This window comes from Streptomyces harbinensis, from assembly GCF_900116145.1.
GTDB classification, from domain to species: domain Bacteria; phylum Actinomycetota; class Actinomycetes; order Streptomycetales; family Streptomycetaceae; genus Streptomyces; species Streptomyces carpaticus.
This window is the reverse complement of sequence record NZ_FPAB01000003.1, coordinates 270,697-292,147: the sequence shown is the minus strand read 5'-3', so window position 1 is coordinate 292,147 and position 21,451 is coordinate 270,697. Positions and strand designations below refer to the sequence as shown.

General features: G+C 73.9%; 23 protein-coding genes. 11 read left to right on the top strand and 12 right to left on the bottom strand.

Translation table 11 applies throughout. The features are described 5' to 3' along the window. Positions 1 to 56 precede the first annotated feature (56 nt). Positions 57 to 1,613: a pectate lyase family protein gene (locus BM385_RS09130; protein ID WP_093842745.1), complete on the bottom strand. Its 1,557-nt coding sequence runs from the start codon at positions 1,611 to 1,613 to the stop codon at positions 57 to 59. Positions 1,614 to 2,022: 409 nt separating this feature from the next. On the opposite strand from BM385_RS09130, the gene BM385_RS09125 reads away from it, so the two are divergent. The 3 genes from BM385_RS09125 to BM385_RS09115 all read left to right on the top strand — a co-directional run bounded on the left by BM385_RS09125 (position 2,023) and on the right by BM385_RS09115 (position 5,629). Then, on the top strand, positions 2,023 to 3,459 hold the full coding sequence (locus BM385_RS09125; RefSeq protein ID WP_093842744.1) for a hypothetical protein: 1,437 nt from the start codon (positions 2,023 to 2,025) through the stop codon (positions 3,457 to 3,459). Between the two features lie 79 nt (positions 3,460 to 3,538). Next, a complete protein-coding gene (locus BM385_RS09120) occupies positions 3,539 to 4,471 on the top strand; it encodes a M28 family metallopeptidase (protein WP_093842743.1) in 933 nt (310 codons plus the stop codon). A gap of 207 nt (positions 4,472 to 4,678) precedes the next feature. Further along, complete coding sequence (locus BM385_RS09115; RefSeq protein WP_093842742.1) at positions 4,679 to 5,629, top strand: phosphotransferase; 951 nt, start codon at positions 4,679 to 4,681, stop codon at positions 5,627 to 5,629. A gap of 58 nt (positions 5,630 to 5,687) precedes the next feature. Here BM385_RS09115 and BM385_RS09110 read toward each other — a convergent pair whose 3' ends face one another. Genes BM385_RS09110 through BM385_RS09100 form a run of 3 tightly spaced genes read right to left on the bottom strand, consistent with a single transcriptional unit; the run spans position 5,688 to position 10,031 of the window. Next, complete coding sequence (locus tag BM385_RS09110) at positions 5,688 to 6,959, bottom strand: MATE family efflux transporter (protein ID WP_093842949.1); 1,272 nt, start codon at positions 6,957 to 6,959, stop codon at positions 5,688 to 5,690. 13 nt (positions 6,960 to 6,972) lie between these two features. After that, entirely contained in the window at positions 6,973 to 8,754 is a 1,782-nt protein-coding gene (locus BM385_RS09105) for a hypothetical protein (RefSeq protein WP_019433022.1), read from the bottom strand. After that, on the bottom strand, positions 8,751 to 10,031 hold the full coding sequence (locus tag BM385_RS09100) for a glycosyltransferase (protein WP_093842741.1): 1,281 nt from the start codon (positions 10,029 to 10,031) through the stop codon (positions 8,751 to 8,753). Before BM385_RS09100 ends, BM385_RS09105 begins: the two co-directional genes overlap by 4 nt. Before the next feature lie 183 nt (positions 10,032 to 10,214). Between BM385_RS09100 and BM385_RS09095 the strand changes: the two genes are divergently transcribed. Then, on the top strand, positions 10,215 to 10,673 hold the full coding sequence (locus tag BM385_RS09095) for an FAD synthase family protein (protein ID WP_019433024.1): 459 nt from the start codon (positions 10,215 to 10,217) through the stop codon (positions 10,671 to 10,673). Positions 10,674 to 10,704: 31 nt separating this feature from the next. On the opposite strand, the gene BM385_RS09090 is transcribed toward BM385_RS09095, so the two are convergent. Further along, entirely contained in the window at positions 10,705 to 11,580 is an 876-nt protein-coding gene (locus BM385_RS09090) for a LysR family transcriptional regulator (protein ID WP_019433025.1), read from the bottom strand. A gap of 105 nt (positions 11,581 to 11,685) precedes the next feature. Here BM385_RS09090 and BM385_RS09085 point away from each other — a divergent pair, with 105 nt between their 5' ends. Then, a complete protein-coding gene (locus BM385_RS09085; protein WP_093842740.1) occupies positions 11,686 to 12,525 on the top strand; it encodes an EamA family transporter in 840 nt (279 codons plus the stop codon). Here the strand turns inward: BM385_RS09085 and BM385_RS09080 are convergent. Both BM385_RS09080 and BM385_RS09075 read right to left on the bottom strand, forming a co-directional pair. Next, complete coding sequence (locus BM385_RS09080; protein ID WP_093842739.1) at positions 12,500 to 12,700, bottom strand: DUF397 domain-containing protein; 201 nt, start codon at positions 12,698 to 12,700, stop codon at positions 12,500 to 12,502. The genes BM385_RS09085 and BM385_RS09080 overlap by 26 nt on opposite strands. A 247-nt stretch (positions 12,701 to 12,947) precedes the next feature. Further along, positions 12,948 to 13,538 carry a TetR/AcrR family transcriptional regulator gene (locus BM385_RS09075; protein WP_093842738.1) on the bottom strand — a complete coding sequence of 197 codons (591 nt, stop codon included), beginning with the start codon at positions 13,536 to 13,538 and terminating at the stop codon, positions 12,948 to 12,950. Between the two features lie 162 nt (positions 13,539 to 13,700). Between BM385_RS09075 and BM385_RS09070 the strand changes: the two genes are divergently transcribed. Continuing rightward, a complete protein-coding gene (locus tag BM385_RS09070; protein ID WP_093842737.1) occupies positions 13,701 to 14,522 on the top strand; it encodes an NAD-dependent epimerase/dehydratase family protein in 822 nt (273 codons plus the stop codon). Between the two features lie 57 nt (positions 14,523 to 14,579). Here BM385_RS09070 and BM385_RS09065 read toward each other — a convergent pair whose 3' ends face one another. Continuing rightward, positions 14,580 to 15,290 (bottom strand): CDP-alcohol phosphatidyltransferase family protein, encoded by a 711-nt coding sequence (locus BM385_RS09065; protein WP_246338212.1) that lies wholly within the window; start codon positions 15,288 to 15,290, stop codon positions 14,580 to 14,582. Between the two features lie 85 nt (positions 15,291 to 15,375). Here BM385_RS09065 and BM385_RS09060 point away from each other — a divergent pair, with 85 nt between their 5' ends. After that, entirely contained in the window at positions 15,376 to 16,446 is a 1,071-nt protein-coding gene (locus BM385_RS09060; protein ID WP_139275155.1) for an SCO2278 family lipoprotein, read from the top strand. Here BM385_RS09060 and BM385_RS09055 read toward each other — a convergent pair. Together BM385_RS09055 and BM385_RS09050 are read right to left on the bottom strand one after the other, a co-directional pair. Next, positions 16,429 to 17,136, bottom strand: coding sequence for a bifunctional DNA primase/polymerase (locus tag BM385_RS09055; protein ID WP_093842734.1), 708 nt, complete (start codon positions 17,134 to 17,136; stop codon positions 16,429 to 16,431). The genes BM385_RS09060 and BM385_RS09055 overlap by 18 nt on opposite strands. Positions 17,137 to 17,269: 133 nt before the next feature. Next, positions 17,270 to 17,962: a TetR/AcrR family transcriptional regulator gene (locus tag BM385_RS09050; RefSeq protein ID WP_093842733.1), complete on the bottom strand. Its 693-nt coding sequence runs from the start codon at positions 17,960 to 17,962 to the stop codon at positions 17,270 to 17,272. Positions 17,963 to 18,069: 107 nt separating this feature from the next. On the opposite strand from BM385_RS09050, the gene BM385_RS27085 reads away from it, so the two are divergent. Together BM385_RS27085 and BM385_RS09045 are read left to right on the top strand one after the other, a co-directional pair. Further along, positions 18,070 to 18,243 carry a DUF6243 family protein gene (locus BM385_RS27085; protein WP_019433034.1) on the top strand — a complete coding sequence of 58 codons (174 nt, stop codon included), beginning with the start codon at positions 18,070 to 18,072 and terminating at the stop codon, positions 18,241 to 18,243. A gap of 45 nt (positions 18,244 to 18,288) precedes the next feature. Further along, entirely contained in the window at positions 18,289 to 18,759 is a 471-nt protein-coding gene (locus BM385_RS09045) for a nitroreductase family deazaflavin-dependent oxidoreductase (protein WP_093842732.1), read from the top strand. Here the strand turns inward: BM385_RS09045 and BM385_RS09040 are convergent. After that, the gene (locus tag BM385_RS09040; RefSeq protein WP_093842948.1) at positions 18,743 to 19,183 is read right to left on the bottom strand and encodes an Lrp/AsnC family transcriptional regulator; all 441 of its coding nucleotides are present in this window, start codon (positions 19,181 to 19,183) and stop codon (positions 18,743 to 18,745) included. The two genes, BM385_RS09045 and BM385_RS09040, sit on opposite strands and share 17 nt — an antisense overlap. Positions 19,184 to 19,262: 79 nt before the next feature. Here BM385_RS09040 and BM385_RS09035 point away from each other — a divergent pair, with 79 nt between their 5' ends. Both BM385_RS09035 and BM385_RS09030 read left to right on the top strand, forming a co-directional pair. Continuing rightward, positions 19,263 to 20,066 carry an AzlC family ABC transporter permease gene (locus BM385_RS09035; protein WP_093842731.1) on the top strand — a complete coding sequence of 268 codons (804 nt, stop codon included), beginning with the start codon at positions 19,263 to 19,265 and terminating at the stop codon, positions 20,064 to 20,066. Further along, entirely contained in the window at positions 20,059 to 20,385 is a 327-nt protein-coding gene (locus tag BM385_RS09030) for a branched-chain amino acid transporter permease (protein ID WP_093842730.1), read from the top strand. Before BM385_RS09035 ends, BM385_RS09030 begins: the two co-directional genes overlap by 8 nt. On the opposite strand, the gene BM385_RS09025 is transcribed toward BM385_RS09030, so the two are convergent. Continuing rightward, positions 20,372 to 21,400 carry a small ribosomal subunit Rsm22 family protein gene (locus BM385_RS09025; RefSeq protein ID WP_093842729.1) on the bottom strand — a complete coding sequence of 343 codons (1,029 nt, stop codon included), beginning with the start codon at positions 21,398 to 21,400 and terminating at the stop codon, positions 20,372 to 20,374. The genes BM385_RS09030 and BM385_RS09025 overlap by 14 nt on opposite strands. Positions 21,401 to 21,451: the final 51 nt, after the last annotated feature.

The window sequence follows — 21,451 nt, the reverse complement described above, 5'->3', positions numbered from 1 at the left end:
GCCGGCGGGGGTCCGGTGCCGGGGTGTCGCGTCCGACGCCCCGGCACCGGCCGCCGTCAGCTCGCGTAGGTCTCGTACTCGGCGACCTGCGGTGTGCCGCTCGCGCTGGTGATCTCGAAGGTGATCTTGCGGACCGACGTGGCGGGGAAGCTGATGACTCCCGCGCCGTTGCCGGAGGCCAGGACGGCCCCGGTGTCGGCGTTGAGCACCCGGTAGGAGCCGATCCTGCCGGTGGCGCCCGCCGCCTCCCTGATGTTGATCTTGGAGACGGTGGTGGCGGAGCTCCACTTGATGGAGATCGAGCCGGTGGTGCCGGTCGGCGACCAGTAGGTGTTCATGTTGTTGTCACGGACGTTGCCGTAGCTGGTGCCGCTGGCCTTGCTGCTGCCGTCGGAATCGCCCGAGAGGCTGAGGTTGGTGCCGCCGGGCGTGCCGGGGTCCGGGTTGCCCGGGTCGGGGTTACCGGGGTCGGGGTTGCCGGGGTTGCCCGGGTCCGGGTTCTGCGGGGTGCAGCTGCCGTCGGAGACCCGGTTGCCCTTGTTGGCACCGGCCGTCTGCGCCACCACACCCGGGACGCAGTTGGCCGGGTCCAGGGAGTAGGAGTAGGGGATGCTGACCGACGTGTTGGACGTCGGGTTGGGGCCGGCCGGGTTGGTGGTGCCGCCGGGGCTCGACCACCGCACGTTGTCGAAGACGTTCCCGTTGACCTGCCAGTAGCCGGCCGCCGAGGTGTAGAAGGTGCCCAGGACGTCCTTGGAGTCCTGGAAGTAGTTGTTGTCCACCCTGACGCGGGCCCCGGCCCGGGAGTTGATGCCGGAGTCGTTGATGCTCAGGAAGTGGTTGTTGTAGGTGTGCGCGATGCCGCCGCGCAGCAGCGGAGCCCGGGAGTCGATGTTCTGGTACAGGTTGTGGTGGTAGGTGATGTAGCCGTTCGAGAGGTCGCTCTCACTCGACCCGACCAGGCCACCGCGGCCCGAGTTGCGCAGGATGCTGTAGGACAGCGTCACGTACTGGGTGTTGTTCTTCAGGTCGAACAGCCCGTCGAAGCCTTCCGATTCGCCACCGGAGGCCTCCAGGGTGACGTGGTCGACCCAGACGTTGCGGACGTTGTTCTCCATCCCGATGGCGTCACCGCCGTTGGAGGTGGGAGAACCCGACTTCTTGACGTTCCGCACCGTCACGTTCTGGATGATGATGTTGCTGGCCTCGCGGACGTGGATGCCGACCTGGTCGAAGAGCGCCCCGGTGCCGACACCGACCAGCGTCACGTTGCTGATCTGCTTGAGCTCGATCACGCCGTCGGCCGTATTGCAGCTGCCGCCGGACACCTTGCTGGTGTTGCCGTGGTTGATGGTGCCCTGCACCTCGATGATGATCGGGGTGCTGCTGCTGGCCCGGTTGCACAGGGCCGCGTGGATCTGGGTACCGGTGGTGGCCCGGACGGTCTGGCCGCCCGCCCCGCCGGTCGTGCCGCCGTTCTGGGACGCGTAACCGGTGGCGTTGCCGGTCGCCGCCGCTGCCTTCGGCACCGACAGCACAACGCCGGTGGCGACCACCAGGGCCGCCAGGGCCATGGTCACCCAGAGTCGCGTCATCGCGACTGATGCTTTCATGCTCCGCTCGCCTTTCCTCTCCACACCGTGGGGGGTTGCTGATGCGTTTGTGCGCAGAACAGGGCAGTGCAATGGAGAAAGCGCTTTCTGGGGTTGGACAATAGAAGTGCCCCCGGCCAGTGACAAGGGATCGGACAGCATCGGCTGCGGCCGGTTTCCCCGGCACCGACTGCGGAGCGTGGCGGCGCCCCGGCGCCCGCCCCCGTACCGTCCCGCGCCCGGGCCCGCCCCTGCACCCGCGGAAAACCGCTGGCGGCCCGCCCGTTCCGCGCCGCAAGCCGGCCCGGCTCGCGCCCCGGCTGCCGCTGCCGGCCCCGGAACCGGTGGCGGCGGATTCCCGGCGCGTCCTGAACGAGATCTTCTCCGAGTACGCGGGCTGAATCGGGGCTAGCCTGACCCCGTGGCGTTGATGACGGGCCCGGGTCCGGGTCTCGGCCAACGGGCGGTGCTGTCACGGCCGTTGTCCGTGCCGTTGGTCGCCGGGGTGGTGGGGCTGCTGCCGCTTGCGGTGGCCGCGCAGCCGGGGGAAGGGGTGCGGGACACCGCGTTCTGGCTCCAGTTGGTGGTCGCCGGGTACGCGGGGGTGCGGCTGTGCACCATGGTGCTGTCGGGGCGGCGGCGGCTGGTGCAGGGCGCGTTCTGGCTGTTCTGCTATCTGGCGATGGGCATCGCCCCGCTCGCGCAGAGCGTGCTGGGGCGCGATCCGACGCCGGTGCTGGGGCCGCGCTCGGACACCCTGCTGGCGACGGCGCTGGTGCTGGCGGGCATGGTGGCGTTCGACGTGGGGGCGCTGCTGGCGCGGCACCGGCCCTCGGTGCGCAGCCGCCGGGCTCCGGCGGCGACCGTGCACCGGCGGCGGCTGTTCGTGCTGATCGCGGTGGCGTATGTGGCCAGTGGGCTGCTGATCGTGCGGCTCGGCGGTCCGGCGGTGTTCTTCACCAGCCGGCAGGAGGTGGGCGCGGCGCTGACCGAGGCGACCACGTCCGACGGCGAGGCGGGCAACGCGCTGCTGCGCGGCTTCGGTACGGTGCCGGCGCTCCTGGCGCTGCTGCTGCTGACCCGCTGGCTGGTGACCTCGCGGCGGGCGCGGCGGCGGCCGTCGCTGCTGCTGTGCTGGGCGGGTCTCGCCGGGATCAATGTGATCGTCAACAACCCGATTTCGAACCCGCGGTACTGGTTTCTGACGGTGCTGTTCGCGCTGCTGTTCACGCTGTTCCCGCGCAGTAGTGTGATGTACCGGGCGGCGCTGGCGCTGGGTCTGGTGGTGGCGTTGCTGATCTTCCCGTTCACGGACCGGTTCCGGTACGACGAGGAGGGCCGGCGTCCGGTGGAGACGGGTTCGCTGATGGAGCCGCTGGTCATCAAGGACTACGACCAGGTGGGGATGTTCGCCAACACGGTGACGTACGCGGGGGACGGCAACGGGCACACCTTCGGCCGGCAGGTGGTGGGGGCGGCGCTGTTCTTCGTGCCGCGTTCGGTGTGGGAGTCGAAGCCGGAGGACACCGGGTTTCTGGTGGGTGGCTGGATGGGGACCTCCAGCGCCAATCTGTCGTCGCCGCTGTGGGCCGAACTGTGGCTGGATTTCGGTCCGTTGGGGATGGTGGCCGGGTTCGTGGGGGTCGGCTATCTGGCGGCGCGCACGGACCGGCGGTACGTCGAGCGGACGCTGGACGATCCGTCGCCGGGGAATGTGCTGGCGGTGGTGGCGCCGGTGCTGGCGGGGTACAGCTTCATCCTGCTGCGGGGCTCGCTGCTCCAGGCGTCGGGGCGGATCGGGATCGCGGTGCTGTGTCTGCTGCTGGTGACCAGTTTCCGGGGTGATCCGCGGACGCAATTGCGCTGAAGGGCACTTGACGGCCCGTCCGCACATCTGTCTGATGAGCGTGCACGCGTCAAAAGTCCCCCACGCTTCTGGAGCGTCCATGAGCTTCCGCCGTCCGCTGGCCGTCTCGTTCGTCGCCCTCGCCCTCGCCGCCGGGCTCACCGGCGGAGCCACCGCCGCACCGCCGTCCGCCACGGCGGCGGCGCCCGACATCGACGTGGACCGGGTGCTCGGCCATCTCGCCGATCTGGAGTCCATAGCCGCCGCCCACGGCGGCAACCGCGCCCACGGCCAGCCCGGTTACACCGCGTCCCTCGACCACATCGAGGGCCTGCTGGACGCCGCCGGGTACGAGACCCACCGCGAGCCGTTCACCAGCGGCGGTGTCACCGGCTGGAACCTCATCGCCGAGTGGCCGCACGCCGCCGGCGACGAGGTGCTGATGGCCGGCGCGCACCTGGACTCGGTACGCGCCGGGGCGGGCATCAACGACAACGGCTCGGGCTCCGCCGCGATCCTGGAGGTGGCCCTCGCGGTGGCGGAGGCCGATCTGCGACCCGACAAGCAGCTGCGGTTCGGCTGGTGGGGCGCCGAGGAACTGGGCCTGGTCGGCTCGCGCGCCCATGTGGCGGGGCTGAGCGCGGCGGAGCGGGAGCGGTTCAGCGCGTATCTGAACTTCGACATGATCGGCTCGCCCAACGCCGGGTACTTCGTGTACGACGACGACGCGGCCATCGAGGCGCTGTTCAGCGACTGGTTCGCGGAGCGCGGCATCGTCACCGAACCGGCCGTGGAGGCCCGCAACCGCTCCGACCACGCCCCGTTCCTCAGCGCGGGCATCACGGTGGGCGGCCTGTTCACCGGCGCCGGGTACACGATGACGGCGGCCCAGGCGGCGCAGTGGGGCGGGACGGCCGGTCTTCCGTTCGACTCCTGCTACCACCGGGTGTGCGACACGCTCGCCAACCTGGACGAGACGGCGCTCGACCTGAACACGGACGCGCTGGCGTACGCGATCTGGGAACTCAGCTGACGGGCTCACCGCCGGTGCGGTGGCGGCCGGAGGCACGGGGCTCGTCTCCCTCACGTGATTGAGGCGAGACGGTTCGTCTTGTTAGGGTGGGGTCATGACGTACCTCTTCTTCGTCTGAGCCCGGGCACGGCCGACGCCGCCGTTCCCGCCGCCCCTGACCCGCCCACCCGACCCGTCACCCCGGTCATCCGCTGAGACGAAGGACCCATGACCACCTATCTCACCCCGCAGCAGCTCACCGACCGCACCTCCGCCGCCGTCGGGGCGGCGGTGGCCGCCGGGCGCGCGCTCGGCCTGACCGTCACCGACCCCGCCGTCCTGCACGACGTCTTCTCCGTCGTCGTGCACCTGGCGCCCTCGCCGGTCGTGGCCCGCGTCCCCACCGTCCTGCCGCGCCCGGACGACCTGGTCGCCCTCGACCGCCGCCAGCGGGACGAGCTGGAGGTGACGCAGTGGCTCGCCGACCGGGGAGTCCCCGTCCTCGCCCCCAGCCCGCTCGTGCCGCGCGAACCCGTCCGGCGCGACGGATTCTCGATGACGTTCTGGGCCCACGCCGAGGAGAACCGGGACAAGGAACCCGACTACGCGGCGAACAGCGAGAGCATCCCCGACCTGCACGCGGCACTGCGCGACTACCCGGGCCGGCTGGAGTTCCTGTCCTCGGCCGAACCGTGGTTCGTCAGCGAGGCCCTGCCCCGGCTCGGACAGCACCCCGACCTCATCGGGGCGGACGACCTGGAGCGCGCCCACCGCGAATGGCGGGTGCTGGAACCGCTGGTGCGCTCCCGCGCGGCCTTCGAGGCCCGCTTCCCCGGCATCGGCCTCCAGCCCGTCCACGGCGACTGCCCGCCCGCGAACATCTTCGCCGGGGTGGACGGGGACCGCTACTCCGACTTCGAGATGATCACCCTCGGGCCGGTCGAATGGGATCTGGCCGCGCTCGGGCCCGAACTCGAAGCCGCCTACAACCGTGGCGCCCGGCGCAACGGCATGCGGGAACTGGACGAGGGGGTCCTGCGCTTCGTCAACGCCGTGGGCATGCTGCGGATCATCGCCACGCTCACGCTGGTGCCGCAGCTGCCCGTACTGCTGGACTACCTCAAGCCCAGCGTCGAACAGTGGCGGGACACACCGTTCGCGGGCGGCCTGGACAGCTGACCACCGACGGGTGCCGGGGCCGTACCGCCGGCCCCGGCACCCCGGTGGGCCGGCCCGCTCAGCCCGCCGGCCTGCCGTCCGGCTCCGCCCCCGCCCCGGGCCCGGGCGCCGTGTCCCGGCCGGTGGCGGCGGCCTCCGACACCCGCACCTCGAAGGCCACCCGGGTCCAGGCCGCCGCCGCCTTCGCCGCCGAACCCACCGCCAGGCCCCAGGCCGCGCCGAGGATGCCGCCCAGCGCGTAGCCGGTCAGCAGCGCCACCACCGACACCAGCGAGAACACCAGCTGGATCGGCAGGGTGGCGCGCGGGCTCAGCACCCGCAGCGCCAGCAGCCCGCAGGTGCCCAGCGCCATCGCCGCGTACTGGGTACCGGTCGCCGGGATCAGCGCGGACGCCGCCTGCCAGGTGTCGCCCAGGAGTTGCCGGCCCCAGGAGTCCGGCAGCACGGACAGCACCAGCGCCCACACCACCGCGACCGCCGCCAGCGCGCCGCCGGCCAGCGCCGCCGGGCGGGCCTTGCCGCCCGGCTGCCGGCCCAGCAGCGGCGGGCCGAACCCGGTCGCCGCGTTGTACAGGACGTTCAGCGGCCCGAACACCGTGCTCGCCCCGCGCAGCGCGCCCACCGCCAGCGGGTTGGCGAACGCGCCGAGGCCGATGATCGCCAGCTGCGAGGAGGCGTTGCCCACCCCGAACTCCACCAGGAAGCGCTGCCCCAGATGCCCGCGCCGCAGCAGCGCCGCCGGATCCGGCGGCCCGGCCGCGTCCGCCGTGGCCCGGTACAGCAGCCACCCGGCCAGCCCCAGCGCCGGCAGCGCCGACAGCCCCCAGGCCAGCACCAGCGTCCCGGCGCCCGGCCCGGCCGGCAGCAGCGCCAGGGCCGGTACGGCGACGGCCAGCCGCAGGACGTCGGCGGCGAGCGCGAGGTGCGGCAGGTGCAGTACCGAGAAGGCGTAGCGCAGGGTGTCCTGGGTCAGCACGATCGGCAGCACCAGGCCGAGCGCGGCGGGCGCGGGCGCGGACAGCGCGTACGAGGGGACCGCGAGCAGCGCCCCGGCCGCCCCGGCGGCGGCGAGCGCGAACAGCGCGGCCGAGCGGCAGTCCCTGGCCAGTTCGGCCGGGTCGCGGCCGGCGCCGCCGCGCAGCACGAGCGACTGCCCGACGTACGCGGTGCAGGCACCCAGCAGTACGGCGAACACCGCGTAGACGACGGCGAACTCGGCGAAGGCCCCGGCGGAGGACTGGCGGGCGGCGAAGATCACCACCGCGATGTTGGTGAGGGCCGCCACCCCCTGATCGGCGATGGAGAAGGCGACGGCGCGCCCGGGTCGTATCACTGGGGTCTGCTCACGGCTTTCTGCTCCGGTGGTCGGTGTGACCTTCATGATCGCTCAGTTCACCGGGGTCGAGGATCCGCAGGCCCATCGTCTCGGAGTTGCCGCCCTGCGGTTCCCGGCCGGTGCCGGCCGGTGGCGGCTGGCGGTGCCGGGGGCCCTGGCCGGGGACCGGCCGGGGGGCTTGACGGTCGGCCACCGCGCGCCGGTCGCGGCCGGCCTCGCGCGGGGTGTCCGACCCGTCCTCGCCCTCGCGCCGGTCGGTGCCGCTGCCCCAGGAGTGCAGCACCGCGCCGAGCAGGATGCCGCCGGCCCCGACGACGAGTTCCCGCACCCGGGTCAGATCGTCGCGGTGCACCTCGCTCGGGTCGCAGACCACCAGCACCCCGTCGACGCGGTCGGTGAGCGCGATGGCGTCCGCGTACGACAGCACGGCCGGGGCCAGCACCACGACGACCGCGCCCTTGGTGTCGGCGTGGCTGATGAGCTGGGTGGCGGGCGGGGAGGTGAGGGCGCGGGGCACGTTGCGCACCCGGCGGCCGGGCACCAGGTCGAAGATGCCGGACTCCCCCGCGTCGATCGGCACCCGGACGCCCGGCCAGTCGCCGCCGTGCCCGCCGGGCGAGCCGGCCCAGCCGGGCCGTACCCCGTCGGCGTGCCGCAGCTGGTCGGTCAGGGTGGGGGTGCGCAGGTCGGCCTCCACCAGCAGGGCGTCCATGCCCATCTCGGCGAAGGCGGCGGTGAGGTTGACGGCGGCGGCGAGCGGGGTCTCGATGCTGCCGCGCGGGGCGACGACCAGCAGCCGGCGGCGCTGCGCGAACGACTCGTCGTAGGCGAGGCGGAACGCCACCGAGCGGTACTCCTCGGCCAGCCGCCCGTCCGCCAGCAGCTGTTCGCCGGGGTGGTCGCCGCGCCCGGGGCGGGGCAGGACGCCGAGGACCGGGGCGTGCAGGGCGCGGGTGACGTCGCCGGGCGAGCGGACGGTCGGGTCGAACACCAGCCGTACCCAGGCGGCGAGCAGGCCGAGGCCGATGCCGACGACGTAGCCGAGGGCGAGGAGCAGCGGCAGCCCGGGCCCGGAGGGGCTGCCGGGCGGTCCGGCCTCGGTGATGACCCGGCCGCCGGTGGTGTCCAGGGCGGTCAGCCGGGCGATGGCGGCGTTGAGGTCGGCGATGGTGCCGGTGACGGTGGTGAGGTCGGACAGGGCGCTGTCGTAGGCGGCGCTGCCGTCGAGGAGGCCGGCGAGTTCGTCCTCCAGTTCGTCGCGCCGCTCCAGCTGGGGGGCGCGCTGGCTCTCCAGGGCGGCGACCTGGGCGGCGATGGTGGCGTCCGCGTCGGCCTGCCGGTTGTCGAGGTACGCCTGGACGAAGGCGTTGGCGCGTTCGGCGGCCAGGTGCGGGTCGTCGGCGGAGTAGGCGAAGCGCAGCACTTCGGTGTTGGGCGGGTTGGTGACCTGGAGGCCGCGTTTGAGCTGCGGGAAGCTGTCGGGCTGGCCGAGCGCCTCGGCGGCGCGCTGGGCGACGATGTCGCTGACGGCGGTGCGGCGTTCGGAGCCCATGGCGACGCGGTCGACGGTACCGCCGGCGAACGGGTCGGCGGTGGGGGTGCGCACGGTGATCTCGGCGGTGGCCACATAGGTCTCGTTGGCGGTGAGGCCGAGCCAGCCGCCGCCGGCGAGGCCGAGGACGATGCCGCAGACGATGAGCAGCCGGTAGCGCAGCAGTTGCCGGAACTGGTCGCGCAGCAGGTCGGGTTCGTCGTACGGGGCGGCGTGCCCGGCCGGGGCGTCCTTCACCGTGGCTGCTCCTCGGTCGCGTGGGCGGCGGGCGGTGCCGGCTGCCGCCGGGGCCGGGTCAGGGCCTCGTCGAGCAGCGCGTCGATCCGGGCGAGCCCGGCGGCGCGGCCGAGCCGGGTGCGGGCGTAGTCGGCGCCCCGGGCGCCGATGGCGTCGGCGGCGGCCGGGTCGGCGGCGAGTTCGCGGGCGGCGGCGGCGAGCGCGGCGGGGTGTTCGGGCGGGACGAGCCAGCCGGCGTCGGAGGCGCGTACCTCCTGGGCGGTGCCGCCCGCGTCGGCGACCGAGGCGATGACGGGGCGGCCGGCGGTGAAGTACGAGGTGAGCTTGGAGGGCACGCTCATGTCGAGGACGGTGGCGCGCTGGGTGACGACGAGGGCGTCGGCGGCGGCGAGGACGTCGGGGAAGTCGGCCTCGGGGGCGGGCGGCAGGAATTCGACGTTGGGCAGGCCGGCGGCCAGGGCCCGCAGCCGTTCGCGCTGGCTGCCCTCGCCCATCAGCACCACCCGGATCTCGGGGGCTTCGCGGGCGGCGCCGATCAGGACCTCCAGGCCCTGTTTGAGGCCCATGTTGCCGGAGTGCAGCAGGACGGTCTGCGCCTGCGGCCAGCCGAGCCGGGCCCGGACGGCGGCGCGCGGGGTGGCGGGGCCGGCGACGTGCGACCAGTTGGGCACCAGCCGGATGCGGTCGCCGGGGACGCCGAGGGCGGCGACGCGGGGGCGGAAGCTCTCGTGGATGATGCCCACCAGGGTGGCCGCCCGCAGGACGCGCCGTTCCACGGCGGAGGCGGCCGAGGCGGCCCGCCCGCCGCCCCGGATGCCGCTCTGGGCGGCGGCGGCGCCCATCAGGTCCTGGACGATGGGCAGGAACGGGGCCCGGTGGCGGCGGGCGAGCCGGGCGGCGAGCAGGCCGCCGGCCAGCGAGGGGACCTGCGCGAGCACCGCGTCCGGGCGGCCCATCCGGGGCGGGGCGAGCAGTCCGTGGCCGAGGATGGTGGCCTCGTACAGGGCGCGGCGCAGCGCGGTCTGGCGGGGCGGTACGGTGTGCCGGCGCCGGTGGACGAGGACTCCGGCGCGTTCGTCGACGGTGCGCCACACGTGCCGGTAGGCGGGGTCGAGCCGCCAGGCGGGGTAGTGCGGTAACCCGGCCAGGACGTGGACCTCGGCGTGGCGTTCGCGGGTCCAGTGCTCGGCGAGCTGGGTGGCGTAGGGGCCTATTCCGGCCTGTTCGGGCGCGTAGTTGGTGGAGACCAGCAGCAGCCGTTCGTGTCGTTCGCCCACGGTCGAACTTCTCCCCCCTGAACGGGAATCCCGACAGCGCTCAGTGTCCACCCTATCCGCAGAACCTGCACCGCATGTCATCAATCGGGCCCGGGGAGTAAGGGTTTGGAGCTAAGGTCGGGTCGATGCGAAGCCCGGCCGGCCCGGCCGGGCCGGCCGGCGACCGCGTGGGGGTCACGAGTCATGCAGACGCAGCAGCGGACACCGCACACCGTGGGCTACGCGCCGGGGGTGTACGACCTCTTCCACATCGGGCATCTCAACATCCTGCGGCATGCCCGCAGCCGCTGCGACTATCTGGTGGCGGGTGTGGTCTCCGACGAGATGGCGGAGCTGGCCAAGGGCAGACCGCCGGTCATACCGCTGGTGGAGCGGCTGGAGATCGTGCGGTCGATCCGGTACGTGGACGCGGCGTTCGTGGAGACCGTGCCGGAGAAGGTGGCCACCTGGCAGCAGGTGCGGTTCGACGTGCTGTTCAAGGGCGACGACTGGCGGGGTACGCCGAAGGGCGACCGGCTGGAGCGCGATCTGGGCCGGGTGGGCGTCGAGGTCGTGTACTTCCCGTACACGGTGCACACCTCCAGCACGCAGCTGCGCGGCGCGCTGGACGCCCTGGCGACGAAGGCGGAACCGGGGCGCTGAGCGCGCGGCGCGCCGCGGCCGGTGCCGCCGGTCAGCGGGCCGGGTCACCGGGTCCGTACAGCTCGGTCAGCAGCGCGACGGCGTCCCCGGTCGCCGGGTGCGGGTCGCGGCGGGGCCAGATCAGCCGGACGGGGACGGGCGGGGCGCCGCGCAGCGGGCGGTAGGTGATGCCGTCGCGGCGGTACTGGGTGGCGGTGGCGCGCGGGGTGACGCCGACGCAGCGGCCGGTGGCGATGGCGGCGAGCCAGTCGTCGATGTCGTGGGTGTACTCGACGGCGGGGCGGGCGCCCTCGTCCCACAGGTCCAGGGTGGTGGTGCCGGTGCTCCGGTCGACGACGAGGGTGCGCTCGCGGACCTCGGCCAGCCGGACGCCGCGCCGCCGTGCCCAGGGGTCGTCGGCGGCGAGGGCGATGACGCGCGGCTCGTGGCCGATGACGGCGTGGGCCCAGCGGCGGGTGTCGACGGGGGTGCGGACCACGGCCAGGTCGCAGCGGCCCTCGGCGAGTCCGCCGGTGGGGGTGTTGTGGCGGACCAGGACCAGTTCGGTGCCGGGGTGCCGGGCGTGCCAGCGGCGCTGGAACTCGGCGGTGTGGGCACCCAGGGCCGACCAGGCGTGTCCGAGGGCCAGCCGGCCGTGGCCGGTGGCGGCGAGGGCGACGAGCGCGTCGGCCTCGGCGAGCAGCTGCCGGGCGCGGGCCAGGACCCGGGAGCCGGCCGGGGTGGGGGCGACGGTGCGGCTGGTGCGGTGCAGCAGCCGGACGCCGAGGATGCCCTCCAGCGCGCTCAGGGTGCGGGAGACGGCCGCCTGGGAGACGCCCAGCGCGATGGCGGCGTCGGTGAAGGTGCCGGCGTCGGCGATCGCGACCAGGCAGCGCAGATGCCGCAGCTCCAGTTCCTTCTCATCCATGCGTCCAGCGTATGGACGACCGGGGAAACGCATTTTGTCCGACCGGCCGGGCGGCGCAGGGTCGTGGCCATGACGCAGGAGCGGCGAGGGGCCGGCATCACCTTGATGGTGGGCAGCGGCCTGTCCAATCAGATAGGGGCCTCGGTGGGGGCGCTGGCGTTTCCGGTGCTGGGCCCGGTGGGGGTGGTGGCGGTACGGCAGTGGGTGGCCGCCGTGGTGCTGCTGGGCGCGGGCCGGCCCCGGCTGCGCGGCTTCGGCGCGGCGCAGTGGCGGCCGGTGCTGGGGCTGGCCGTGGCGTACGCGGCGATGAATCTGACGCTGTACGCGGCGATCGACCGGATCGGGCTCGGGCTCGCCGTCACGCTGGAGTTCCTGGGCCCGCTGGCCGTCGCCCTGGCGACCTCGCGGCACCGGCGGGGGGTGCTGTGCGCGCTGGCGGCGAGCGCGGCCGTGGTGGTGCTGGTCCGGCCGCGGCCGAGTACGGACTACGCGGGGATCGCGCTGGGGCTGACCGCCGCCGTGTGCTGGGCCTGCTACATCCTGCTCAACCGCACCGTGGGCCGACGGCTGCCCGGCCTGGAGGGTTCGGCCGCCGCCGCGGCGGTGTCCGGCGCGCTGTACCTGCCGGTGGGGGTGGTGGTGCTGTGGCGCTCCGAGCCGTCCGCGGTCGCGGTGCTGTGCGCGCTGGGGGCGGGCGTACTGTCCTCGGCGGTGCCGCTGCTGGCGGACCTGCTGGCGCTGCGCCGGGTGCCGGCCCATTTCTTCGGGATCTTCATGAGCGTGAATCCGGTGTTCGCCGCGCTGATCGGCCTGGTGGTGCTGGGCCAGCACCTCGATCCCTGGTCGTGGGCGGCCATCGCGGTGATCGTGGGCGCCAACGCGGTGGCGGCGGGCGGGGGTCCGGGCCGCCGGGCGCCGTTCAGGGCGGCAGCCGACCGGCCTTGACGGCCCGCAACAGGCCCGCCAGCGCGGCGGTCCCGGTGGTGAGCACCCGGTCGGGTTCGGCCGTCTCGCGCAGCCCGAGCCCGTCGGGGCCGGCCGTGATCTCCAGGCACTCGTTGTTGTCGGGTCCGTTTCCCGAGAAGCTCGACTTCTGCCGGATTCTTCCGTCGGGTTCCATGGCGTCCCCCCGCCGTCCTCGCCCGGTCCGGGCCGTGGCGTACTGGCCGGACCTCCTCAGCTTGGCAGCCGCCCGCCCTTGATCGCCATCAACGCGCCGGGGCGGACCGTTCCCGGCATCAGGTGGTGGGGAGGGCCCCACGGAACGGGAGATGGGGAGCACACGGCGGCGGGCACTCCGGTACGGAAGGCGGCCCGACCACCCGGCGGCGCGGGGGACGCGGTCGCGGCGCGCCGCCGGCCACGCGTCAGCTCCGCCGGCCGTCGCCCAGCACCCTGGCAGTGAACTCGGCGAGCCGGGCCCGCAGATCCTCGCGGGTCATGCCCTGCCGGCCGGCCAGGTGCTCCACCAGGTCGGCCCGGGTGGCGGCGAGCAGGGCGTGCGCGGCGAAGCTCCCGTCGGTCAGGCCGGGGACCCGCTCCAGCTCGTCGCGCAGCAGGGCGTGCCAGCGGTCGTAGTGCCCCGCTTCGTAGGGGCTGCCGCTGCCGGCCTCCTCAAGTGCCAGTGCAAGATGGCGGTTGTCGAGCTTGAAGCACAGCACCGCGTCCAGCAGGGCGGGCACCCGCCGCAGCGGCGGCGTCCCCGGTCCCAGCGGCGGCGGGCCCTGGGCGACGGCGTCGCGCAGGGGCGCCAGCCGGGTCTCGTGCAGGGCGCGGATCAGTCCGGTTCGGTCGCCGAAGGCCCGGAAGAGCGTGCCCTTGCCGACTCCGGCCGCCGCGGCGATATCGGCCATGGTGATGTCGGCCGGGCCGGCGCAGCGGGCGAACAGCGTGTCGGCAGCCTCCAGGACGGCCGCCCGGTTGCGCACGGCGTCCTTGCGGGGCTTGCGCTCGGTCATGGGTGCGGGCACCTCCGGTTGCGATACGGACCCGGGGTCCGTATCGTCCCGTACGAGCGAGGCGGACTCCCGGTCCGTATTTTACGGGCCGTGCGGAGCCGCCATGCCCGCACCCGCGCCAACACCCGCCCCAGCACGCGACACCACCGGAGGCCGAACCCGATGACCACCACCCTCGTGATCGGCGCCACCGGCACGACCGGCAGCCGTACCGCCGCCCGGCTGGCGGCGGCCGGCCACCGGGTCAGGGCCGCAAGCCGCGGCGGTGACCCGCGCTTCGACTGGTACGCGCCCGCCACCCACGCCGCCGCCCTCGACGGGGCCGACGCCGTCTACCTCGTCCCGCCCGTGGGCGACACGGACCCGGCCGCCGTCATGCTGCCGTTCCTGCGCCGGGCCCGCGACGCCGGGGTGCGGCGGGCGGTGCTGCTCAGCTCCTCGGCCATCCCGCCTGGCGGCCCGGCGGTGGGCGAGGTGCACGCCGCGCTGCCCGGACTGTTCGACGCATGGGCGGTACTGCGCCCCTCCTGGTTCATGCAGAACTTCACCGGCGACCACCCGCACGCGGAGAGCATCCGCACCACCGGCACCCTGGCATCGGCGACCGGCACCGGACGCGTCGCCTTCATCGACGCCGACGACATCGCGGCCGTGGCGGCGCACGCGCTGACCGCCGGGGACGCGCCCAACAGGGATCTGGTCCTGACCGGCCCCGAAGCGCTGGGCTACGACGACATCGCCGCCGTCCTCACCGAGGTCACCGGGCGCCGGGTGACCCACCGGCGGCTGAGCTGCGAGCAGTTGCGGGAACGCCTGGCGACCCGGCTGCCGGCGGAGTTCGCCGCCCTGCTCGCGGCCTTGGACCGCACCGTCGCCGAGGGCGCGGAAGACCGTACGACCGGCGAGGTCCAGGCCCTCACCGGCCGCCCCCCGGCCTGCTTCCGTACCGTCGCCGCACGCGAACTGGCGCGCGCGGACCGGTGAAAGGGCCGCCCGGCGGCGCGGGGGACGCGGACGGCCCGGCCGGTACGGCGGCCCGGTTCAGGACAGTTCCCGGTACCACTTCGTCAGGAACGCCGCGCAGAAGAGGACGTAGGCCGCGCACAGCGCCAGATAGCCCAGCCGGAAGGCGGTTTCGTGGCCCAGCAGCAGGAAGAGGGCGCACAGGACGCCGTAGTCCACCGGCAGCAGCGCGAGGGCGCGCACCGGCGACGGCGCGGCCGGGGCGGCAGCGCCCGCCGGCTTCGGCCGCAGCTTCTCGCGCAGCAGCCCGCCGAAGAAGATCACCACCGCGGCGAGCTGGAACAGCAGCGGGACCAGCAGCCAGCCGTCGTGCGGCAGGTCGAAGTGCCGGTAGAAGGTGATCAGCACCACGGCGTGCAGCGCGGTGATCTTCGCGGCGTCCACCACGTGGTCCAGCCACTCCCCCACCGCGCTGGACTCGCCGCGCAGCCGCGCCAGTTGGCCGTCGGCCGAGTCCAGCGCGAAGCCGAGGACGAGGCCCGCGTACACGCCCACCGCCAGCGGCCAGGAGGGCGGGTACAGCGCGACGGCGGCGAGTGCGGCGTAGCTGACGAGGGCGGACAGCAGCGTGACCCGGTTCGGGGTGAGGCCGGCCCGGAAGGCCGCCGCCGCCAGCACCCGGCCGAGCGGCCGGTTGATCCAACGGGAGTAGAGGGAAACGCCTTTCGCGGTCTTCTGCGCGGACCGCAGGTTCTGTAACGCTGCCGTGAAGGTCGTCGTCCCCGCCATGACGGGGATCATCCCATGCGAGAGGTGTCCGCGGGCACGGTTACGATTCCTGGCATCAGCGAGAGGGTATGGGGAGGGCTTCACCATGCGGATGCGAGCACGGGTGGCCAGGACCGCCGCGGGTGTGTTCATGGCGGTGGCCACGGCGGTGTCCGTGTCGGGCTGCATGACGGTGCACGGCGGGACGGCCATCATGCCGGCGGCCTCGGAGGAGGAGGCGGCGGACGCGCTCGCGCACTTCGTGGAGGTGAGCAACGAGTCCAACGCGACGTTCGACGCCGAGCTCAACCGGACGATCGAGAGCGGGCCGCTGGGCGAGATCGATTACGCGGGCCTGGTGGCGCGCGGCACGGTGGACCCGGAGGGGAACCCGGACTTCGAGCCGCTCGAACTCTCCGACACCCGTTTCCTCATACCGCAACAGGCCGGCTGGCCGAAGTTCTTCGTGGCGGACACCGCCACGAACCGCAGCGGGGAGAACCGCTGGCTGCTGGTGTTCACCCGGGACGGCATCGACGAGGACTGGGCGGCGGTCTATCTCTCCGTGCTGGACCCGTCGCTGATGCCGGAGTTCGCGCAGGACGAGGACGGGTACGCCGAGGACATCCCGGTGCCGGTGGTGGACGCGGGCGACACGGAGGCCACGGAGGACGCGGACGAAGCAGAGGAAGCGGACGAGGCCGGGGGCGCGGACGACGCGGCGGCCTGGGACGACTCCGGTCTGGTGGTGCCTCCGGGGCAGCTGAGCAGCGCGTACAACGACTTCCTCGCCTCGAAGGCCGGACCGTTCACCGACGGCACGTACACCACGGAGGCGGTCGAGCGCCGCGAGGAGTCGAACAGCAACCCGGCGTACGCCATGCAGTACCAGGACTCGGTGCCCACCGAGCCGGGCTTCGAGCCGGTGGCGCTGCGCGCCACGGACGGCAGCGCGCTGGTGTTCTTCAGCACCCGGCACCACGAGAAGCAGACGATGGCCGAGGGCGAGACCCCGGTGGTCGATCCGCTGGTGGAGGTGCTGATGGAAGGCACCGCGGAGACGTCGGTGACGCTGGTGCGGGTCGCCATGCACGCGGCGCTGGTGCCGGCCGCCGGTGAGGGCGACATCGCGGTGCCGTCCCGGGTGACCGGGGTGACCTCAGCCGTGGGTGAGTGACGCGTCCCGCTCGGCCCTGGCCACCTCGGCGCAGGCGTCCGTGAGCGCTTCGAGGAGCGTGAGCGGTTCGGGCAGCGGCAGGCCCGGGGCGCGCAGCCACCGGACCGAGCTGCCCGGGCCGCCGGTCACCCGGGACGGGGGCACCAGTACGTAGCTGCCGCGGCAGTGCCAGCGCAGCCCGGGGTGCTCGTCCATGGTCTCGGGGAGGCAGTCCAGGACGCAGGGCCACCATTCGTCCTCGTCGTCCGGGGTGCCGCGGGTGTCGGTGAAGAACAGCATCCGGTCGGGGTCGGCGACGGCGACGGGCCCGGTGTCGGTGCCTTCGGCGGCGAGCCGTTCCAGGGCGGCGTGGCCGGCCCGGGCGGGGACGTCGAGCACATCGTGGGTGACCCCGGTGGCCGTAATGAAATTCGCCTCCTGGTCGGCGCGGAGCCAGGCCAGGAGGCGATCGGGGTCGGTGGTCGCCTGGGTCTGCCAGGCGAGGGATACCGGGTGCCGTCCGGGGTTGGGGCACCCGATGCGCTCGCAGGAGCAGCCGTACCCCTGGGGGTGGGCGGCGGGGGCGAGCGGGAAACCGGCCCGGGCGGTGTCGAGCAGCAGTTCCTCACGGGCCAGGGCGGCGGCGGCCGAGTCGGCGGCGGCGCGGGCGCCGCGGCGCATCCAGCGGGGGAGTCTGCGCTCTTTTTCCATGGACTGAGGTCGCCTCACTTCCGTCCCGCTCGTCCTGCCTGTCCCGTGACATTACCGGATCGGCCCACGCCGCGTGCGCGGATGGGGGCGGGTGCGGTGAGGGTCACTCGCGGGGTCGCGGAGGCCGCGAGGGTCACGCGCCGGCGTCGCCCGGACCGCGGAGGTCGCCGGGGTCGCCGGGGTCGCGGGTGAGGATGCCGCGCAGCGCGTGATCGACGAGGGCGTCGGTGAACGCGTACGTCAGCGGGCCGCTGCGGGTGAGCCAGCGCTGGGCGAACGGGGAGAGCATCAGCTCGGTGGCGATCCGCAGATCCGTACGGGGGTCGATCTCGCCGGCCTCCTGGGCGGTGCGCAGCCGGTCCATGTAGACCTGGACGCCCCGCTCGGAGAGCCGGGTGACGAAGGAGTGGGCCAGCTCCGGGTCGCCCGCGGAGGCGATGGCGAGGGCGCGGTAGGGGGCCTCGAAGGCGGGGTCGTTGAACTCGTCGACGGTGGCGCGCAGCACGCCCTTGAGGTCGGCGGCGAGGTCGCCGGTGTCGGGGAACCCGGCGTCGTAGTCCGGGTCTTCGACGGTGGCGGTGAAGGCGTCGAGGAGCACGGCCGCCTTGGAGGGCCACCAGCGGTAGATGGTCTGCTTGCCGACGCCGGCCTGGGCGGCGATGGCCTCGATGGTGAGCTTCTCGTAGCCGACTTTGCCGACGAGGTCGAGGCTGGCCTCGAAGATGGCCTGCTGGGAGCGCGGGTTCCGGCGGGCGGGGTCGGGGCTCTTGGGGGTGGAGGGGCCCCGGGTGGCGCGGGGCGTGGCGTGCGGTGAGGTCGTTCCCATGGGGGCAGTCTAGTGAGAAATTCCGTTTGACAAGACGATACGTCTCGTCCAATCTCGGGAGAGGAGGCCACCCGGACCTCCCCCATCCCGACCGAAGGAGGAACACCATGAGCAAGGGACGCAGCGGCGCCATGATGGGCGTCGGCGGGCCGCGCAACCACCTGCCCCGCACCCGGCTGCGCGGCGGGGCCGCGGACACCCCGGCGGCGCGCGGCAGGCAGGATCCCGCCGCGCAGAAACGCGCACTGCTGGCGAAACTGCGCGAGCGGCGCAACGGCTGACGGGTGGCGGGAACAACCCGCCCCCGGCCCGGTGTTGGCCTGCGCATGACGGAGTTCGACATCAAGCAGTTCTCAGCCGACCATGTCGCCCGCTACGAAGCGTCCGGCGGCACCGACGGACGGATGCTCAACGGTTACCCGACGGTCGTCGTCACCGCCCGCGGCGCGAAGAGCGGCGCGGTGCGCAAGTTCCCGGTGATGCGGGTGAGCGACGGCACCCGGTACGCGCTGGTCGCCTCCCTCGGCGGCGCCCCGGCCAACCCTGTCTGGTACCACAATGTGCGCGCCCACCCCGAGGTCACCCTGCGGGACGGCACCGAGGTGGGCCGCTACACCGCGCGCGAGGTGCACGGCGCCGAGCGCGCGCAGTGGTGGGCGCGGGCGGTCGAGGCGTTCCCGGCGTACGCCGGGTACCAGGAGCGCACCGAGCGGGTGATCCCGGTCTTCGTCCTCGACCCCGCCCCGGACCCCGGCACCGGCACCGGCACCGGCACCGGCACTACGGGGCCGGCTTGACGGTCTTCATGGTGAAGTGCGACGTGACGTTCCTGACCCCGGAAATCGTCATCACCCGCAGGCTCAGAAACGACTCGTAGGCGGCGAGATCGGCCACCGCCACCCGTACGAAGTAGTCGGGACTGCCGAAGAGTCTGCGCAGTTCCACGACCTCATCGGCCCGCACCAGGGCCTGCTCGAAGCGCTCGACGGTTTCGGCGTCCTGCGCTTCGAGCGTGAGGTCCACCAGCACCTCGAACGCCCGGCCCAGCGCGCCGGGGTCCAGGACGGCCCGGTAGCCGCGGATCACCCCCTCCGCCTCCAGCCGCTGCACCCGGCGCAGACACGGCCCGGTGGTCAGCCCGATCCGCTGGGCCAGCTGGACGTTGGTCAGCCGGCCGTCCCGCTCCAGCTCGGCGATGATTGCGCGATCGATCGCATCCATGGCCATAGATTGCCCACTCACCGCCGACGCGGGCAATATTCGCCACCCCGTGTCAGGCGTTCTGCGCCACCATGGACGGGTGACGCCTCACCTGCCCACCCCGACCCTCCAACCGGAGGAGCACACCACGCGCCGGCGGCAACTCGCCGCGGGCGTCCGTGACTCCTTCTCCGCCGGCCTCGGCATCCTGCCCCTGGGCATCGCCCTCGGCCTGCTGGTCGTCCAGGCCGGCCTGCCCTGGTGGCTGGCCCCCGCGCTGGCGGTGGCCGTGTTCGCCGGCTCCCTGGAACTCCTGCTCGTCGGCATGATCGCCGCCGCCACCCCGCCGGCCGCCATCGCCCTGACCACCCTGGCGGTCAACTTCCGGCACGTCTTCTACGCGTTCTCCTTTCCCCTGCACCTGGTCAGGAACCGGTTCGCCAAGGCGTACTCGGTCTACGCGATGATCGACGAGGCGTACGCCGTCGCCGCCGCGCTGCCCGAGGCGGAACGCTCCGGGCCCCGGCTGCTCGCCCTCCAGGTCAGCTGTCAGCTGTACTGGGCCGGCGGCGGCCTGGTGGGCGTCGCCCTCGCCACGGCGCTGCCCGCGCCCGTGGAGGGACTGGAGTTCGCGCTGTGCGCGCTGTTCACCGTGCTCACGCTCGACGCGCTGCACGCCCGCCGCGAGATCCCCTCGCTCCTGCTCGCCGGGGTGAGCGTCACGGCGGCCCTGCTGCTGACGCCCGGCGCGGCCCTGCTCACCGCGCTGCTGCTCTTCGCCGTCCTGCTGCTGCTCCGGCACGCCCTGGCCGGGCACGCGGCGGACGGCGAGGACGGCGAGGACGGCGAGGACGGCGAGGACGGTCAGGACACCGGGACCACCGGAGGCGCCGCGCATGCCTAGCACCTCCTACCTGCTCGGCGTGCTCGCGCTCGTCTTCTCCCTCACCCTGGCGCTGCGGGCCGTGCCGTTCGCCGTACTGCGCACGCTGCGCGGCTCGGTGATCGTCCAGCGGCTGGCGGTGTGGATGCCGGTGGGCATCATGGCGATCCTCGCCGTCACCTCGCTGCGTTCCACCGTCGTCGCCGTCCCCGGCACCCTGCACTGGGCGCTGCTGGCGGTCGCCGTCACCGTGGGCGTCCATCTGGCCGCCGGCCGCCGCACGATTCTGAGCGTCGGCATCGGCACGGCCGTCTACGTCGTACTCGTCAACGCGTGGTGACGTCCGGCGGCGGCCAGGGCGCGCCCCAGGCGGTGTCGCGGGCCGCACGGTAGGCGTCGCCGTGCCGTTTGGTGACCGTCTCCCGGGTGAGCGCCCCGTCCCGGGTGCACAGATCGAGGAGCACCTGCCCCTTGCGCAGCTGCGGTTTGCGCACGACACGGGACGGGGCGGGCGCCGCCTCCGGCACGGTGGTGGCCGCCACGTAGGTGAACTTCTCGTCCTCGTACGGCAGCACCCCGCCCTTGACCTGCCGGTGCAGCGCGGAGCGGGTGACGCGGGCCGCGACGTGGCACCAGTCGGCGCCGGGCTCGATCGGGCAGCGGTCGCTGTGCGGGCAGGGCGCGACGACGCGCAGCCCGGCGGCGGTGAGCCGGTCGCGGGCGGCCCTGATCCGCAGATAGCCCTCCGGGGTGCCGGGTTCGACGAGCACCACGGTGGAGCCGGCCCGCGCGACGGCGTCGGTCAGCGCGTCGCGGTCGGCCTCGGTCAGCTCGCCCAGCACGTACGAGACGGTGACCAGATCGGCGGCCGGCAGGTCGGGGCCGGCGCCGATGCGCTGCTGGTGCCAGCGGGCGGACCGTACGGCGGGTACGGCGGCACCGGCGGCGAGTTCACGGCCGAGATCGAGTGCGGGGCCCGCCCAGTCGATGACCTCGGCGCGGCGTGCGCCGGGCCACACCCCGGCGGCGGCCCACAGCGCGGCCCCCGTCCCGCCGCCGACGTCCAGCTGGCTGCCGGGCTCCCAGCCGCCCGGCATCCGGGCGGCCAACTCGCCGAGCGCGGCCGACACCGCCTCGTAGGTGGCGGGCATCCGGTACGCGGCGTAGGCGACGGCGTCGGCCCGGTCCCGCAGCACCGGGGCGTGCGTCTGGGTACGCCCCCGGTAACTGGCGATCAGCCGCTCCACGGCGGCGGCGGTCCGCTTGGGCGGCAACCCGTCGAGCACCCGCTCCAGCGCGGCACGCAGCTCACCGGAGGTACCGGACGCGGCGGAGGGGGTGGCGGTGCTGTTCACCGCCCCATGGTAGGCGCCGCCCGCAGGGGCCCGCCCCGGCGGGCATGGAAC